General features: G+C 59.4%; 16 protein-coding genes. 1 reads left to right on the forward strand and 15 read right to left on the reverse strand.

Going from position 1 to position 16,377, the window contains the following annotated elements; translation table 11 throughout:
* Positions 1–156 precede the first annotated feature (156 nt).
* Positions 157–1,836: a 2-isopropylmalate synthase gene (gene leuA, locus ACZ9BB_RS19060; protein WP_476215324.1), complete on the forward strand. Its 1,680-nt coding sequence runs from the start codon at positions 157–159 to the stop codon at positions 1,834–1,836.
* A 115-nt stretch (positions 1,837–1,951) separates the two neighbouring features.
* Here the strand turns inward: leuA and ACZ9BB_RS19065 are convergent, their stop codons facing one another.
* From ACZ9BB_RS19065 to hscB, 15 genes are all read right to left on the reverse strand, one after another.
* On the reverse strand, positions 1,952–2,743 hold the full coding sequence (locus ACZ9BB_RS19065) for an amidohydrolase (RefSeq protein ID WP_476215326.1): 792 nt from the start codon (positions 2,741–2,743) through the stop codon (positions 1,952–1,954).
* On the reverse strand, positions 2,731–3,879 hold the full coding sequence (locus tag ACZ9BB_RS19070; protein WP_476215328.1) for a pyridoxal phosphate-dependent aminotransferase: 1,149 nt from the start codon (positions 3,877–3,879) through the stop codon (positions 2,731–2,733). Before ACZ9BB_RS19070 ends, ACZ9BB_RS19065 begins: the two co-directional genes overlap by 13 nt.
* 155 nt (positions 3,880–4,034) lie before the next feature.
* The gene (gene der / locus ACZ9BB_RS19075) at positions 4,035–5,504 is read right to left on the reverse strand and encodes a ribosome biogenesis GTPase Der (protein ID WP_476215330.1); all 1,470 of its coding nucleotides are present in this window, start codon (positions 5,502–5,504) and stop codon (positions 4,035–4,037) included.
* A 140-nt stretch (positions 5,505–5,644) separates the two neighbouring features.
* The gene (gene bamB / locus ACZ9BB_RS19080) at positions 5,645–6,796 is read right to left on the reverse strand and encodes an outer membrane protein assembly factor BamB (protein WP_032836290.1); all 1,152 of its coding nucleotides are present in this window, start codon (positions 6,794–6,796) and stop codon (positions 5,645–5,647) included.
* Complete coding sequence (locus ACZ9BB_RS19085; RefSeq protein WP_476215333.1) at positions 6,789–7,430, reverse strand: tetratricopeptide repeat protein; 642 nt, start codon at positions 7,428–7,430, stop codon at positions 6,789–6,791. Before ACZ9BB_RS19085 ends, bamB begins: the two co-directional genes overlap by 8 nt.
* 40 nt (positions 7,431–7,470) lie before the next feature.
* Positions 7,471–8,760, reverse strand: coding sequence for a histidine--tRNA ligase (hisS, locus tag ACZ9BB_RS19090; RefSeq protein ID WP_476215334.1), 1,290 nt, complete (start codon positions 8,758–8,760; stop codon positions 7,471–7,473).
* Between the two features lie 23 nt (positions 8,761–8,783).
* Entirely contained in the window at positions 8,784–9,893 is a 1,110-nt protein-coding gene (ispG, locus tag ACZ9BB_RS19095; RefSeq protein WP_476215336.1) for a flavodoxin-dependent (E)-4-hydroxy-3-methylbut-2-enyl-diphosphate synthase, read from the reverse strand.
* Positions 9,894–9,896: 3 nt separating this feature from the next.
* On the reverse strand, positions 9,897–10,919 hold the full coding sequence (locus tag ACZ9BB_RS19100; protein ID WP_476215337.1) for a RodZ domain-containing protein: 1,023 nt from the start codon (positions 10,917–10,919) through the stop codon (positions 9,897–9,899).
* Positions 10,919–11,677: a type IV pilus biogenesis/stability protein PilW gene (gene pilW / locus ACZ9BB_RS19105; protein ID WP_476215338.1), complete on the reverse strand. Its 759-nt coding sequence runs from the start codon at positions 11,675–11,677 to the stop codon at positions 10,919–10,921. Before pilW ends, ACZ9BB_RS19100 begins: the two co-directional genes overlap by 1 nt.
* A gap of 12 nt (positions 11,678–11,689) precedes the next feature.
* Entirely contained in the window at positions 11,690–12,838 is a 1,149-nt protein-coding gene (gene rlmN, locus ACZ9BB_RS19110) for a dual-specificity RNA methyltransferase RlmN (protein WP_476215340.1), read from the reverse strand.
* A gap of 28 nt (positions 12,839–12,866) precedes the next feature.
* Positions 12,867–13,292 carry a nucleoside-diphosphate kinase gene (gene ndk / locus ACZ9BB_RS19115; RefSeq protein WP_007903599.1) on the reverse strand — a complete coding sequence of 142 codons (426 nt, stop codon included), beginning with the start codon at positions 13,290–13,292 and terminating at the stop codon, positions 12,867–12,869.
* Between the two features lie 88 nt (positions 13,293–13,380).
* Positions 13,381–13,581 (reverse strand): Fe-S cluster assembly protein IscX, encoded by a 201-nt coding sequence (iscX, locus tag ACZ9BB_RS19120; RefSeq protein ID WP_223489030.1) that lies wholly within the window; start codon positions 13,579–13,581, stop codon positions 13,381–13,383.
* Positions 13,582–13,595: 14 nt separating this feature from the next.
* Positions 13,596–13,937: an ISC system 2Fe-2S type ferredoxin gene (gene fdx, locus ACZ9BB_RS19125; RefSeq protein ID WP_008014719.1), complete on the reverse strand. Its 342-nt coding sequence runs from the start codon at positions 13,935–13,937 to the stop codon at positions 13,596–13,598.
* A complete protein-coding gene (hscA, locus tag ACZ9BB_RS19130; RefSeq protein ID WP_476215344.1) occupies positions 13,937–15,802 on the reverse strand; it encodes a Fe-S protein assembly chaperone HscA in 1,866 nt (621 codons plus the stop codon). Before hscA ends, fdx begins: the two co-directional genes overlap by 1 nt.
* A 51-nt stretch (positions 15,803–15,853) precedes the next feature.
* Complete coding sequence (gene hscB / locus ACZ9BB_RS19135) at positions 15,854–16,375, reverse strand: co-chaperone HscB (RefSeq protein ID WP_476215346.1); 522 nt, start codon at positions 16,373–16,375, stop codon at positions 15,854–15,856.
* Positions 16,376–16,377: the final 2 nt, after the last annotated feature.

The raw sequence follows: 16,377 nt of genomic DNA on the forward strand, positions 1-16,377 counted from the left end.
TCTCACACCCTCATTCAGCTCCGCCAGCACCGCAGTCTGTGCCTCGTCAGTGCACGACTGCCAGGCTGAATCGCGGTGCCTCGTCTTACGCTTTACCAGAACATTTGATCCACCGGCAGGCCGCCTTTTTTCGGCCCACACAACAAGGATTTTCCGATGAGCATGCTCAAAGACCCGTCTTCGAAATACCGCGCATTCCCGACTATCGACATCCCGGATCGCACCTGGCCGTCGAAGACCATTACCGCCGCGCCGATCTGGTGCAGCTCGGACCTTCGTGACGGCAACCAGTCGCTGATCGAGCCAATGGATGCGGTCAAGAAGCTGCGCTTCTGGAAGACACTGGTGTCCGTCGGTGTGAAAGAAATCGAAGCCTCGTTCCCGGCCGCTTCGCAAACCGACTTCGACTTCGTGCGTACGCTGATCGAAGACGGCCACATCCCGGACGACACCACCATTCAGGTGCTGACCCAGGGCCGTGAAGACTTGATCGCGCGCACGTTCGAATCCCTGCGCGGCGCCAAGAAAGCCATCGTTCACCTGTACAACGCGACCTCCCCTTCCTTCCGCCGCATTGTCTTCAACCAGGACAAGGACGGAATCAAGGCCATCGCCGTGAACGCCGCCAAGCTGTTCGTCAAATACGCCGCCCAGCAACCGGAAACCGAGTGGACCTTCGAATACTCGCCAGAAACCTTCAGCGCCACTGAGCTGGAATTCGCCAAGGAAGTCTGCGACGCGGTCATCGAAGTGTGGAACCCGACGCCTGAGCACAAGGTGATCCTCAACCTGCCCGCCACCGTCGAATGCGCCACCCCGAACATCTATGCCGACCAGATCGAATGGTTCGGCCGCCACATCAACCGTCGTGACAGCGTGATCATCAGCCTGCACACCCACAACGACCGTGGCACTGGCGTGGCCGCCACCGAGCTGGGCCTGATGGCCGGCGCCGACCGTGTCGAAGGCTGCCTGTTCGGTAACGGCGAGCGTACCGGTAACGTCGATCTGGTGACCGTGGCATTGAATCTCTACACCCAGGGCGTCGACCCTGAGCTGGACTTCTCTGACATCGATGGCGTGCGCAAAGTCGTCGAAGAGTGCAACCAGATTCCTGTGCACCCACGTCACCCGTATGTCGGCGACCTGGTTCACACCGCGTTCTCTGGCTCGCACCAGGATGCGATCCGCAAGGGCTTCGCCCAGCAGCAACCGGACGCCCTGTGGGAAGTGCCGTACTTGCCGATCGACCCGGCCGACATCGGCCGCAGCTACGAGGCGGTGATTCGCGTCAACAGCCAGTCGGGCAAGGGCGGTATCGCTTACCTGCTGGAACAGGAATACGGCATCAGCTTGCCGCGCCGCATGCAGATCGAATTCAGCCAGGTCGTGCAGCGTGAAACTGATCGCCTGGGCCTTGAGATGACGGCCCAGCAGATCCACGCGCTGCTGCACAGCGAGTACTTGCAGGCCAACACTCCGTACGCGCTGGTCAGCCATCGCTTGCAGGAAGAAAACGGTCACAGCGCCGTGGAAGTGGAAGTCTCCAGTAAAGGCCAGGGCGAAACCAACCTGCACTGGCGTGGCAAAGGCAACGGCGCCCTGGAAGCGCTGGTGGCCGGGCTGCCGATCCCGGTGGAGATCATGGACTACAACGAACACGCCATCGGCGCGGGCACCAATGCCAAAGCGGCTGCTTACATTGAACTGCGGGTGAACGGTGAACGTGCAGTGCACGGCGTCGGCATCGATGAAAACATCACCACCGCCAGCTTCAAGGCCCTGTTCAGCGCGCTGAACCGCTCCCTGAGCCAGCCGGAAGCGAAAGCGGCGTAAGGCTTTCTGAAATGACAAAGGCCCCGGGGTGAGAACCTCGGGGCCTTTTTGTTTGTTTGGGATTTCTGTGTTGCCTGTCATGACCCCATCGCGAGCAGGTCAGGCAACGACAATCTCAGGTGAACTCAAAGGTATCGGCATCCAGATTCGCCGGAAACCGCGTGCGATAAGCCGCCAGTTCCGCTGCATCCAGAACGACCTTGAATACGCCATCGGCATCGCCTGCACTGAGTAACGTCTCACCGTGAAAATCCAGGACCTGACTGTCACCGGTATACGCAAAGCCTTTGCCATCGGTACCGATGCGGTTCACCGCCGCCACATAGCAGAGGTTTTCGATCGCCCGCGCCGGCAGCAGACGGTTCCAGTGTTGACGCCGTGCACCCGGCCAGTTGGCGGTGTACAGCAACAAGTCAGTATCTTGCGGGTCGCGACTCCAGACAGGGAAGCGCAGGTCGTAGCAAATCAGCGGCCGCACTCGCCAGCCCTTCAACTCGAACTGCACCTGACGTTCGCCTGGGGTGTAGTAGTTGTTCTCGCCCGCCATACGGAACAGATGACGCTTGTCGTAGTGCCACACCTCCCCGTCCGGCCGTGCCCACAACAGACGGTTGCGATGGCTGTCATCAGCAGCCTGGATGATGACGCTGCCGGTAATCACCGCGTCCAGTTTCGCCGCCTGAGCCCGCAACCATTTATTGGTGGGGCCGTTTTCCGGTTCGGCGAGGGTTTGCGACTCCATGGAGAAACCGGTGGTGAACATCTCCGGCAGGATGATCAGGTCAGCGCCGCGAGCCTGTTCCAGCAACGGCTCGAAATGCGCCAGGTTGGCCTGACGATCATGCCAGGCCAGGGTGGTCTGGATCAGTGCGAGATTCAGATTGGGCAGAGCACTCAGATCACGCATAGTTTTGCCGCTGCTTCACGCAGGGTCTCCTCGCGTTTGGCAAAGCACAGACGCACCAGGCGCTGGCCTTCGGGTGGAGTCTGGTAGAACACCGAGATCGGAATGCTCGCAACGCCATGTTCACGGGTCATCCACAGCGCCATCTCGACGTCGTTGAGGTCTGGGCGGATCTGCGAATAATCGACCAACTGGAAATAAGTACCGGCCACGCGGCTGAAGCTGAAACGCGATGGCGCCAGCAGATCACAGAACAGATCGCGCTTGGCCTGATAGAAGCCCGGCAACTCTTCGACGTGTTCCGGGTGCTCGGCCATGTAATCGGCCAACGCGTATTGCAGCGGCGTCACGCCGCAGAAACTGACGTACTGGTGAACCTTGCGCAGCTCCGCGCTCAAGGCCGGTGGCGCGACGACATAACCGGTTTTCCAGCCTGTGACGTGATAAGTCTTGCCGAATGAGCTGACCACGAATGCGCGTTGATAGAGTTCTTCGTGGGCCAATACGCTGACGTGAGGCACACCGTCGAATACCAGGTGTTCGTAGACTTCGTCGCTGATCACATAGATATCGCGGTCGCGAATCAACGCCGCCAGTTGATCCAGCTCGGCACGACTGATCAGCGCGCCACTTGGGTTGTGCGGGGTGTTGAGGATGATCATCCGGGTGCGCGGGGAGAGAGCGGCGCTGAGTTTGTCGATATCGATGGCAAAATCGTTCAGTCCCAGCTGCACGTGCACGCAACGACCACCCGCCAGCTCAACCGAGGGCTCGTAGCTGTCGTAGGCCGGATCGAACACGATGACTTCGTCGCCGCTGTGGATAACTGCTTGAATCGCGCAGAAGATCGCCTGGGTTGCGCCGGGAGTGACCGTCACTTCGCTGTCGGCGTCGACATGGGCGCCATAACTGCGAGCGATCTTCGCCGCAATCTGCTGACGCAACGCCGGCAATCCGGTCATCGGCGAATACTGATTGTGGCCACTGGCGATATGCCGACCGACAGCATCGCGCAGGGCCTGTGGGCCGTCGAAATCAGGAAATCCCTGGGACAGATTGATCGCCCCGGTTTGCGCCGCGAGCTGAGACATCTGGGTGAAGATAGTGATGCCGACATTCGGCAGCTTACTGGTGATCATCGGTGATTCCCTGCTCTACACCCGGCTCTAACGGCGGCACGGGAGAGCCCGAGAATAGCCCATACGGCGCCCATAAAAAAAGAGCGCCAACCGGCGCCCTTCTTCTAATACATTCGCCACAACAAGCCCATCCCAACAGAATGGGCAGCCTCAAATCAACGCTTGTCGCGGCGCTTCTTGTCGGCCTTCTTGTGGTGCGACATCAAGCGACGCTTCTTGTTGACCTGGCGGTCGGTGAGCGAGTTCTTGTTGCCTTCATACGGGTTCTCGCCGCCCTTGAACTCGATACGGATCGGCGTACCGACCAGCTTGAGTACACGACGGTACGTGTTTTCCAGGTAACGGACGTAAGACTTCGGCACCTTCTCGATCTGGTTCCCGTGGATCACGATGATCGGCGGGTTGGCGCCACCCAAGTGGGCATAACGCAATTTGATCCGGCGATTGTTGACCATCGGTGGCGCGTGCTCGCCAACCGCATCTTCCAGAATCTGGGTCAGGCGGTTGGTCGGCCAGCGGGTGACCGCGGACTTGAACGAGTTCTGTACCGACGCGTAGAGGTTGCCTACGCCAGTGCCGTGCAGGGCCGAGATGAAGTGGATATCGGCGAAGTCGACGAAGAACAGACGACGTTGCAGCTCGACTTTCACGAAGTCGCGCTCGCTCGGCGTCATGCCGTCCCACTTGTTGATCGCGATCACCAATGCACGCCCTGCCTCAAGGGCAAAGCCCAGCAGGTTGAGGTCGTGATCCACCACGCCTTCGCGGGCGTCCATCACGAAGATCACCACGTTGGCGTCTTTGATCGCTTGCAGGGTTTTGACCACGGAGAACTTTTCGACTTCTTCGTGGATCTTGCCGCGCTTGCGCACACCGGCGGTGTCGATCAGCGTGTACTTTTCGTCGTTACGCTCGAACGGGATGTAGATACTGTCGCGGGTGGTGCCGGGCTGGTCATAAACGATAACCCGGTCTTCACCGAGCATGCGGTTGACCAGGGTCGACTTGCCGACGTTCGGACGGCCGATGATGGCAATCTTGATACCGTCTTTTTCGCTTGGGCCAGGAATGCGCTTGGCTTCCTCACCTTCGGCAACGACCTCTTCTTCGCCTTCTTCCGGTTCTTCTTCGTCCTTCGGGAAGTCGCTCAGGGCGATTTCCAGCATCTGGGTGATGCCGCGACCATGAGCACCGGCGATCGGGATCGCGTGGCCCATGCCCAGAGGGGCGAATTCGGCGCGGGCCATTTCAGGGTCGATGTTGTCGACCTTGTTGGCGACCACGTAGGAACGCTTGTTACGCTTGCGCAAGTGCTCGGCGATCATCTGGTCGGCGGCGGTAAAACCGGCTTTGGCATCTACCAGGAACAGAACGACATCCGCTTCTTCAATGGCCAGCAGCGACTGCTCGGCCATTTTTTCGTCCATACCGTGCTCGTCACCGGAGATACCGCCGGTGTCGACCAGAATGTAGGAACGCCCTTGCCACTTGGCCTCACCGTATTGGCGATCACGGGTCAGACCGGACAAGTCGCCGACAATGGCGTCGCGAGTCCTGGTCAGGCGGTTGAACAAGGTGGACTTGCCGACGTTCGGTCGGCCCACCAGGGCGATTACGGGAACCATGCGGCTCTCCACTTCGTTATTTCAGAAAATACAAAAGCCGCTGCGAGGCAGCGGCTGGTGCTCGGGGCAGCGCCTGTAAGCGCTGCGAGCCCCGCAGAACGGGGCCGCTTGGGGAACTAACCCCAAGCATAGTCAAACCATTACTTGATGGTCAGGGCTTCCAGTTTGCCGCTGTTGCCATATACATAAATCGTGTCACCCACCACCAGCGGACGGGCACGCAGGCCGTCGCTGTCGATGCGTTCGCGGCCGACGAAACGACCGTCCACCTGACTCAGCAGGTGCAGGTAGCCTTCCATGTCACCGACTGCAACGTAGCTGGAGAACACTTCCGGAGCCGACAGTTGACGGCGAGCCAGCGAATCGTTGCTCCACAAGGCAGTGGTGGAACGTTCGTCGACGCCTTCAACGGTGCCCGCAGACAGGCTCACGTAGACGCTGCCAAAACCCTGGGCAACGCCGGCGTAGCTGGAAGCATCACGCTGCCAGAGCTGACGACCGCTTTCCAGGTCCAGTGCCGCGACGCGACCCTGATAGCTGGCGACATACAGCGTACCGCCGGACAGCAGCAAGCCACCGTCGATATCGACCACACGCTCCAGTTCCGAACGACCTTGTGGAATCGCTACGCGCTGTTCCCACACCGGCACGCCGTTGGACACATCGAGAGCGACCACTTTACCAGTCGACAGGCCAGCCACCGCGAGGCGGTTGGTGACGATCGGTGCGCTGGTGCCGCGCAGGGTCAGAACCGCCGGCGTGCTGTCATACAACCAGCGCTGGTTGCCGGTAGCGGCATCCAGACCGATCAGACGGTCGTCCTGGGTCTGAACCACGACAACGTCACCGTTGGTGGCCGGCGGCGCGAGGACTTCACTGGTCACGCGAGCGCGCCATTTCTCTTCACCGCTGCTGGCATCCAGGGCAACGATTTCGCCCTTGAGGGTCCCGATCATGACCAGACCGTAACCCACGCCAACGGCGCCGGAGACAGGCAGCTCGAGATCTTTCTTCCATTTGACGTCGCCATTGCTGCGATCCATCGCCATCACCACACCGGTGACGTCGGCGGCATAGATGGTATCGCCATCGATTGCCGGAACCAGCATGTTGTAGGTTTCGCCCTGACCGTCACCGATCGAACGACTCCACTGCTTTTGCAGAACCACTTCTTCCTTGAAGTCGGTCAACTCGGCCGGTGGCAATTCTTTTTTGCTGTTGCTGCTGCAACCCGCGGCCAATATGGCCAGAGCCAGCAATGCTGCATGTTTCCAACGGATCACGTCACGCATCCCCTTTGGCCAGGTCGTCCAGCTTGATTTGTAGGCCGCCGACCGCCGCTTCATCCGACAGTGCCGCCTTGGCTTTTTGATACGCCGCGTTCGCTTCGTCGGTACGACCCAACTGCACCAGCAGGTCGCCTTTGAGTTCTTCGCGAGTAGCCAGGAAGGCCTGGTCGGCATCGCCTTCGAGCAGTTTCAGGGCTTCATCGACCTTGTTCTGTGCGGCCAATACCTGCGCCAGGCGCTGACGGGCGATTTCACCCAGAGCCGGGTTGGCCGGCTTGGCGACAATGGCTTTCAACTCGCTGGCTGCGTCGTCCAGTTTGCCGCTGTCGACCGCGACTTTCGCCACGAACAGGCTGCCGTATTGCGCGTAAGCGGTGCCACCGAACTCGCTGTTGAGCTTGCCGGCCAGATCCGAAACACGGGCAGCATCAGGCTTGCCATCAGGCGTCAGCGTGGTTTCCAGCAACTGCTGATAGAGCATCGAGGCGCCTTGCGACTGATTGCTCTGGTACTTCTGAAAGGCCTGCCAGCCGAACACGATGACCAGCGCCAACAAGCCGCCAGTGACCAGGGGCTTGCCGTTGCGTGTCCACCAGTCCTTAAACTCCGCCAGATGTTCGTCTTCGGTACTCGACACCCCAATACTCCTTAATCGCTAAATCGGCTGTTTGACAGCTTCAACCCTGCACGACGCAGGTGGCCAGGTGTGCAGCAAGCGCATCCCAGGCAATGCTTTGTTGTTCGCCCTGGCCACGCAGGGGTTTGAAACCTACCACTTGCTGGGCCATTTCGTCGTCACCGAGGATCAATGCGTACAGCGCACCGCTCTTGTCGGCTTTCTTGAACTGGCTTTTGAAGCTGCCGGCACCGGCATTGACTTGCAGGCGCAGGTTGGGCAATTGATCACGAACACGCTCGCTCAGGGTCAGACCGGCCAGCTCTGCGGCTTCACCGAAGGCGCAGAGGTAGACATCGACCTGACGGGAGATTTCTTCGGGAATCTGCTCCAGGGTTTCAAGCAGCAGCACCAGACGCTCGATGCCCATGGCGAAACCGACGCCCGTGGTCGGCTTGCCGCCCATCTGCTCCACCAGACCGTCGTAGCGACCACCGGCACACACAGTGCCTTGGGCGCCCAACTTGTCGGTGACCCATTCGAAAACGGTCTTGCTGTAGTAATCCAGCCCGCGAACCAGCTTCGGGTTGATCACATAAGGAATGCCGGCGGCGTCCAGACGAGCCTTGAGGCCCTCGAAGTGCACGCGGGATTCCTCGTCGAGGTAATCGGCCATCTTTGGCGCGTCGGCCAATGCCGCTTGAGTGTCGGGATTCTTGGTGTCCAGAACCCGCAGCGGGTTGGTCTTCAGACGGCGTTGGCTGTCTTCGTCCAGTTGATCCAGTCTCGCGGTGAGGTATTCGACCAGCGCTTCTCGATAACGGCCACGGGACTCGCTGGTGCCCAGGCTGTTGAGTTCGAGCTTGACCGCATCGCGGATACCCAGTTCGCCCCACAGGCGCCAGGTCAGCACGATCAGCTCGGCGTCGATGTCCGGACCGTCGAGGTTGAAGACTTCGCAGCCGATCTGATGGAACTGGCGATAGCGGCCTTTCTGCGGACGTTCGTGACGGAACATCGGGCCGATGTACCAGAGTTTCTGCACCTGACCGCCGCCGGTGATGCCGTGCTCGAGTACCGCACGCACACAGGCCGCCGTGCCTTCGGGGCGCAGGGTCAGGGAATCGCCGTTGCGGTCGTCGAACGTGTACATCTCTTTTTCGACAATGTCGGTCACTTCACCGATGGAGCGTTTGAACAGCTCGGTGAACTCGACGATAGGCATACGAATCTGCTTGTAACCGTAGTTATCCAGCAAACGCGAGACGGTGCCCTCGAAATGACGCCACAGGGGAGTCTGTTCGGGCAGGATGTCGTTCATGCCACGAATGGCTTGCAGAGACTTGCTCACTATAAATCCTTAAATTCGTTCGATCAGCCGCGGGCGATTACTGCAGCGTCGGCTTCGACCTTTTCGGCCGCTTTCTGGCGAATCAGCTTTTCCAGCTCATCCACCAGATTGTCATTCGTCAGTTTCTGCGACGGCTTGCCGTCGATGTAAATCAGGTTTGGCGTGCCGCCGGTCAAGCCGATATGGGCTTCCTTGGCTTCGCCCGGCCCGTTGACCACGCAACCGATCACCGCGACATCCAGCGGCACCAGCAGGTCTTCGAGGCGCCCTTCCAGCTCGTTCATGGTTTTGACCACATCGAAGTTCTGCCGCGAGCAGCTCGGGCAGGCGATGAAGTTGATGCCACGGGAACGCAGGTGCAGGGATTTGAGAATGTCGTAACCGACTTTCACTTCCTCGACCGGGTCGGCCGCCAGCGAGATGCGAATAGTATCGCCAATCCCTTCGGCGAGCAGCATACCGAGGCCCACGGCGGATTTCACCGTGCCTGAACGCAAACCACCGGCTTCGGTGATGCCCAAGTGCAATGGCTGGACGATTTCCTTGGCCAGCAAACGGTAGGCAGCGACGGCCATGAACACGTCGGAGGCTTTTACGCTGACCTTGAAGTCCTGGAAATTCAGGCGTTCGAGGTGTTCGACGTGACGCAACGCAGACTCGACCAGCGCAGCCGGGGTTGGCTCGCCGTATTTCTTTTGCAGGTCTTTTTCCAGGGAACCGGCGTTCACGCCGATGCGGATTGGAATCCCGCGATCACGGGCGGCATCGACCACCGCGCGCACGCGGTCTTCACGACCGATGTTGCCCGGGTTGATCCGCAGGCAATCGACGCCCAGTTCGGCGACACGCAGTGCGATCTTGTAGTCGAAGTGAATGTCGGCCACCAACGGCACTTTGACCAGTTGCTTGATCTTGCCGAAAGCTTCGGCGGCGTCCATGTCCGGCACCGAAACCCGCACGATATCGACACCAGCGGCTTCCAGACGATTGATCTGGGCCACGGTGGCGGCCACGTCATTGGTGTCGCTGTTGGTCATGCTCTGCACAGCGATAGGCGCATCGCCGCCCACGGGCACATTACCGACCCAGATCTTGCGGGATTCGCGACGTTTGATTGGAGATTCGCCGTGCATGACTTATTGACCCAACTTCAGGCGAGCAGTCTCGCCACTGGTGAACGGAGCGACATCAACCACCTGCCCGTTGTAACTGACCTGCGCGCCACGGGCGAAGCCCAGACGCACGGCAAAGGGCGGTTTGCCGCTGACGGAAACACTTTCGCCTTTACGCTTTAGACCGCTCAACAGCACCTTACCGGTGCCGTCGGTCACTTGGGTCCAGCAATCGGCGGTGAATTGCAGTTGAACCTGCCCTTGGCCAGCCACCGGAGCAGCGGGTGCCGGAGCAGGGGCTGGAACGGTCGGGGTAACCGGAGCGGTCACGACCGGTGCCGGCACAGCTGGAACAGCCGGGGCAGGTGTCGCCGGCGACGGGGCAACCGGAGCAGTGTGAGCCGGAGCCGCAGGCGTTGCCACCGGGGTCGCGGGCGCTGGAACCGGAGCGCTCGCTTCGGCACTGACTGGCTCCTCGGCCTGAGGCAAAGCGAGAGCCACTTCACCTTCAGCCTGACCTTCTGCAACAGCCTGGTCTTCCGGCTCGTCCAGCGGATGGATCTGAGTGGTACCGTCGGCGCCTTCGACTTCAACGTGTTCCGGGGCCAGGCCGATCAGGTCCTTGGTGCGCAATGAGGTTTGATCCTGCCACCAGACAAAACCACCGCCAATCACCGCAATCAGCAACAGCAGGCTGACAATTCGCAAAATGGTATGGGAAACCCGAACCGGCTCTTCGATACGCCCCAGGCTATGGACGTTGCTGCCCTGGGAGTCGGTGCCGGTGGATTGGTCGAACTGCTGGACCAGAACAGCCTGGTCCATGCCCAGCAATTTGGCGTACGCGCGAATATAACCACGGGCAAAGGTGTGCCCGGGCAGTTTGTCGAAAGCGCCGGCTTCCAGATTGCTCAGGGAATTGACGGTGAGGTTGAGCTTCAGAGCCACTTCGGCCAGCGACCAGCCATTGCTTTCGCGAGCCTGGCGCAAAGTCTCACCGGGGTTAACGCGATTCGCTGCTACAACTTCGGGATGCGCCGCTTTCATCATTGCTCCGACAGGTATTGCTGATATTCCGGCGTACCGGGATAGAGTCGTTTTAGTTGCAGGCCGAAACTGGCGGCCTTGTCGCGATCTTCGAACACTTTTGCCAGCCGAACGCCGAGCAATAGACTACGTGCATTTTGTTCGGTGAGCAGGCTAAAACGATCGTAATAGTCACGCGCGGGCACATAATGCCTGTCTTCGAAGGACAACTCAGCCATTTCCAGCAAGGCACGTGGCTGTTGACGGTTCAAGCGCAGGGCTTTTTCCAGTTGCTGGCGGGCCAGGTCACGTTGGCCAAGCTTTGAAGCGGTCATGCCCAGGTTCTCGAAAACCCGTGAACGCTCAGGATACAAGGTATCGGCGGCGGCCTGTTCAAAGCGCTCGTACGCCTCTTTGTAACGTTTTTCCTCGAACAGAAAACTGCCGTAATTGTTCAGGATTCGCGCGTCGGCAGGACGCGAAGACAGCGCCTTGCGAAAATGCTGATCGGCCAGTTCCGGCTCCATCTCGGCCTGGAACACCAACCCCAGCGCCGCGTTGGCGTCAGGGTCCGAGCTGTCCAGCTCCAACGCCTTTTTCAACGGGACTTTGGCGCGCTCGGTCATGCCCTGTTGCAAGTATCCCAAGCCCAGCTGCACGTAGGCGGCACGCGCTTCGTCACGGCCCTTGCTGGTCTTCATCGGGTTGAAATCGCCCGACAGGACACAACCAGCACAAAGGCTGGCCAACAGCACAAGCAGCGCTAGGCGCAGGGACATAGAGATCCTCTCTTAATTATTGTTCGCAGCGTTTTGTGCCATATCGTTTTCAGCGCTCAACTCACGCACGGCGATATAACGTTCGCTGCGACGGGTGCGATCCAGCACCTGCCCTACCAATTGGCCACACGCGGCATCGATGTCTTCACCGCGGGTGGTGCGTACGGTGACGTTGAAGCCTGCATGGTGAAGCTGATCCTGGAAACGACGAATCGCGTTATTGCTCGGGCGCTCGTAACCGGAATGCGGGAACGGGTTGAACGGGATCAGGTTGATCTTGCAAGGAATGTTCTTGAGCAACTCGATCATTTCGACCGCGTGTTCAACCTTGTCGTTGATGTCCTTGAGCAAGGTGTACTCGATGGTCAGTACGCGCTTTTCGCCCAGGGACGACATGTAGCGCTGACACGACTCCAGAAGCATCTTAAGCGGATACTTCTTGTTGATCGGCACCAATTGGTTACGCAATGCGTCATTCGGTGCGTGCAGGGACAACGCCAGGGAGACGTCGATGTGCTTGGACAGCTCATCGATCATCGGCACCACACCCGAAGTCGACAGGGTTACGCGGCGCTTGGAAATGCCATAGCCCAGGTCATCCATCATCAGATGCATGGCGGCCACGACGTTGTCGAAGTTCAACAGCGGCTCACCCATGCCCATCATCACCACGTTGGTGATGGCACGGTCGACGGTTGCCGGGACGCTGCCAAAGGATTTGTTGGCAATCCACACCTGGCCGATGACTTCGGCGGCGGTGAGGTTGCTATTGAAACCTTGCTTGCCGGTGGAGCAGAAACTGCAATCCAGGGCACAGCCTGCCTGGGACGAAACGCACAATGTGCCGCGTTTGCCCTGGGGAATGTAAACGGTCTCGACGCAGCTGCCGGACGCCACGCGCACCACCCACTTACGGGTGCCGTCGCTGGAGATGTCCTCGCTGACCACTTCCGGACCACGAATTTCAGCAACAGCCTTGAGCTTCTCGCGCAAGGCCTTGCTGACGTTCGTCATGGCGTCGAAATCATCGACGCCAAAGTGGTGAATCCATTTCATTACCTGACCGGCACGGAAACGCTTCTCCCCGATTGAGTCGAAGAATTTTTCCATTTCCTGTTGAGTCAGACCCAGCAGGTTGGTTTTTACAGTCGATGTAGTCATGGATTCACCTTCACTCTTAAGCCAATGCTTAGCGAGTGGTTACTTCAGTAGCTGCGAAGAAGTACGAGATTTCGCGAGCAGCAGCGGCTTCGGAGTCCGAACCGTGTACGGCGTTGGCGTCGATGGAATCAGCGAAGTCAGCACGGATGGTGCCGGCAGCAGCTTCTTTAGGGTTGGTAGCGCCCATCAGTTCACGGTTCAGAGCGATAGCGTTTTCGCCTTCCAGAACCTGAACGACAACCGGACCGGAGATCATGAAAGCAACCAGGTCGTTGAAGAAACCACGAGCGCTGTGTTCAGCGTAGAAGCCTTCGGCTTCGGCTTTGGACAGTTGCTTCAGTTTCGAAGCTACAACGCGCAGGCCTGCTTTTTCGAAACGAGTGGTGATCTCGCCGATGACGTTTTTAGCAACAGCGTCAGGCTTGATGATGGAGAAAGTACGTTGAACAGCCATGGTGTAACTCCAGAAACGGTAATTTGCGAAAAATTAAACCCGCGAATTATACGCGGGTTCTTGGGTATTGCCTAACCTGCTGCGTGGCTCAGTCGCGTTCTTCGATCCAGTGGGCCTGAATGGCCTCCAGGATCTTTTCGCCACAATGCTCAGGCTTGTCGTCGAATTCGGGCAATTCCATCACCCATTTACGCAGATCGACGAAGTTGACCGACATAGGGTCAACATCAGGCTTGGTTTCAGCCAGCTGGATTGCGATCTCCAGCACATCAGTCCACTTGAGTTTCATGACAATTCCTTGAATCAGTGCGGAGCTTCAGCTGCGTGGTTGAGCGAGTATTTCGGAATTTCGACGGTCAGGTCTTCAGTCCCGACGATCGCCTGACAGCCTAGACGCGATTGCGCTTCCAGGCCCCAGGCCCGATCAAGAAAGTCTTCTTCCAGCTCATCCGCTTCTTCCAGCGAGTCAAAACCTTCGCGAATGATGCAGTGGCAAGTGGTGCAGGCGCAGACGCCGCCACAGGCGCTTTCCATTTCGATATGGTGTTCATGGGCCAGTTCGAGGATGGAGATGCCGGGCTCAGCCTCCACAACCATGCCTTCCGGGCAGAACTTCTCGTGGGGTAGAAAAATGACCTGCGGCATCAGATATCCTCGATTTCATTCAGATTGCGCCCCGCCAGAGCGGCTTTCACCGTCGAGTCCAGGCGGCGGGCAGCAAAGGCATCGGTCACCTGCGACAGACGCTTGGTCTGCTGCTCGATGGCGTAACCATCGGTGCCTTTCATCAATTCGGCCAGTTCCTGCATCTGCAATTCGATGACCATGCGCTCTTCGGCATCGAGCAAGCGCTCGCCATCGACATCCAGGGCGCCCTGCACCGCCTCGATCAGGCGTTGGGCATCGACCTGCTGCTCACGCAATACCCGGGCGACCTTGTCGTCATTGGCGTGCTGGAACGAATCCTTGAGCATCTTGGCGATTTCGCCGTCGGTCAGGCCGTAGGACGGTTTGACCTGGATGCTGGCTTCGACACCCGAACCCAGTTCACGGGCCGAAACACTGAGCAGACCGTCGGCATCGACCTGGAAGGTCACGCGAATCTTCGCCGCACCCGCCACCATCGCCGGAATCCCGCGCAATTCGAAACGTGCCAAGGAGCGGCAGTCGCTGATCAACTCACGCTCGCCCTGCAAGACGTGAATCGCCATGGCCGACTGGCCATCTTTATAGGTGGTGAAGTCCTGCGCCCGGGCGACGGGGATGGTGGTGTTGCGCGGAATCACCTTCTCCATCAGGCCGCCCATGGTTTCCAGCCCCAGGGACAACGGAATCACGTCGAGCAACAGCAGTTCGCCGCCGTCACGCTTGTTACCGGCCAGGGTATCGGCCTGGATCGCGGCACCGATGGCCACGACTTGATCCGGATCGATTTCGGTCAGCGGCTCGCGACCGAAGGCCTGCGCAACAGCTTCGCGGACGCGAGGCACACGCGTCGAGCCGCCGACCATGACCACAGCGTGAACGTCTTCCAGCTCGATGCCAGAATCACGCACCGCGCGACGACAGGCTTTCAGGCTGCGAGCAACCATCGGCTCGATCAGCGCATTGAAGGCTTCACGGGTCAACTCGGCCTTCCAGCCGCCATAAGCGACTTCGACGGACGAGGAGTTGGTCAGGGCTTCTTTTGCCGCACAAGCGGTTTGCAGCAAATTGCGTTGCACGCCTGGATCGAGGTCAGCCGACAGACCGGCGCCCTGGATGATCCAGCCAGCGATTGCGTGGTCGAAGTCATCGCCACCCAGGGCGCTGTCGCCGCCGGTAGCCAGCACTTCGAACACACCGCCAGTCAGGCGCAGAATCGAAATATCGAAAGTACCGCCGCCCAGGTCGTAAATGGCGACCAGGCCTTCTGCCTGCTGATCCAGACCATAAGCCACGGCAGCGGCGGTTGGCTCGTTGAGCAAACGCAGCACGTTCAGGCCGGCCAGTTTGGCCGCATCCTTGGTGGCTTGACGCTGAGCATCATCGAAATAAGCCGGAACGGTGATCACCGCGCCGACCAGCTCGCCACCCAAAGTCGCTTCAGCGCGATGACGCAACACCTTGAGGATATCGGCGGAGACTTCGACCGGACTTTTCGGGCCTTGCACCGTGTCGATGAACGGCATGTGCGACTCGCCATCGACAAAACGGTACGGCAGTTGATCGCCCAATTGCTTGACGTCGGACAGACCACGACCCATCAAGCGTTTGACCGACAGCACGGTATTCAAGGGATCGGTGGCGGCGGCCAGTTTGGCCGATTCGCCGACTTCGACGTGATCGGCGTGATAGCGCACGGCGGACGGCAGGATAACCCGCCCATCAGCGTCGGCCAGAGGCTCGGAAAGACCACTGCGCAACGCAGCGACCAGCGAATTGGTAGTGCCCAAGTCAATCCCCACAGCCAGACGACGCTGGTGCGGTTGAGGACTTTGGCCGGGTTCGGCGATCTGCAGTAGGGCCATCGTAATCAGGACTTATCTGTATATCAGGCGTGCGACCGGAGCGGCACTGGGTTAATCGTCGAGGCGCTCTTCTAACTGGCGCACTTCGTAGGTGAGCTTGTCGAGGAACTGCATGCGCCGCATCAGGCGTTCGGCCTGCTCACGTTGCGCTGCATCATCCCAACAGGCTGCGAAGCTTTCGTTCAGTTCATCCTGCGCGACCTTCAAGCGGCGCTTGAACACGGCAATGCCGCCCAGGTCGGCGCTGTCTTGCAGGTCTTCGAGTTCTTCGCGCCATTGCATCTGCTGCAGAAGAAACTCCGGATCATGCACCGTGACCTCCAGCGGCAGCTCGCGACCACCCAGGGCGAGCAGGTATCGCGCGCGCTTGGGGGGGCTTTTGAGCGTCTGGTAGGCCTCGTTGAGGCTCGCGGATTGCTCGAGCGCCAGCCGCTGCTCACGCTCGGAAGCGTCGGCAAAGCGGTCCGGATGAACACCGCGCGCCAACTCACGATAGCGCGTGGCCAACTGATCGAGATCCAGACGGAAGCTCGGTTTCAGCTCAAATAAAGCGAAATGACAAGGAGTACCCACAA

Source organism: Pseudomonas sp. TE3552 (genome assembly GCF_056278945.1).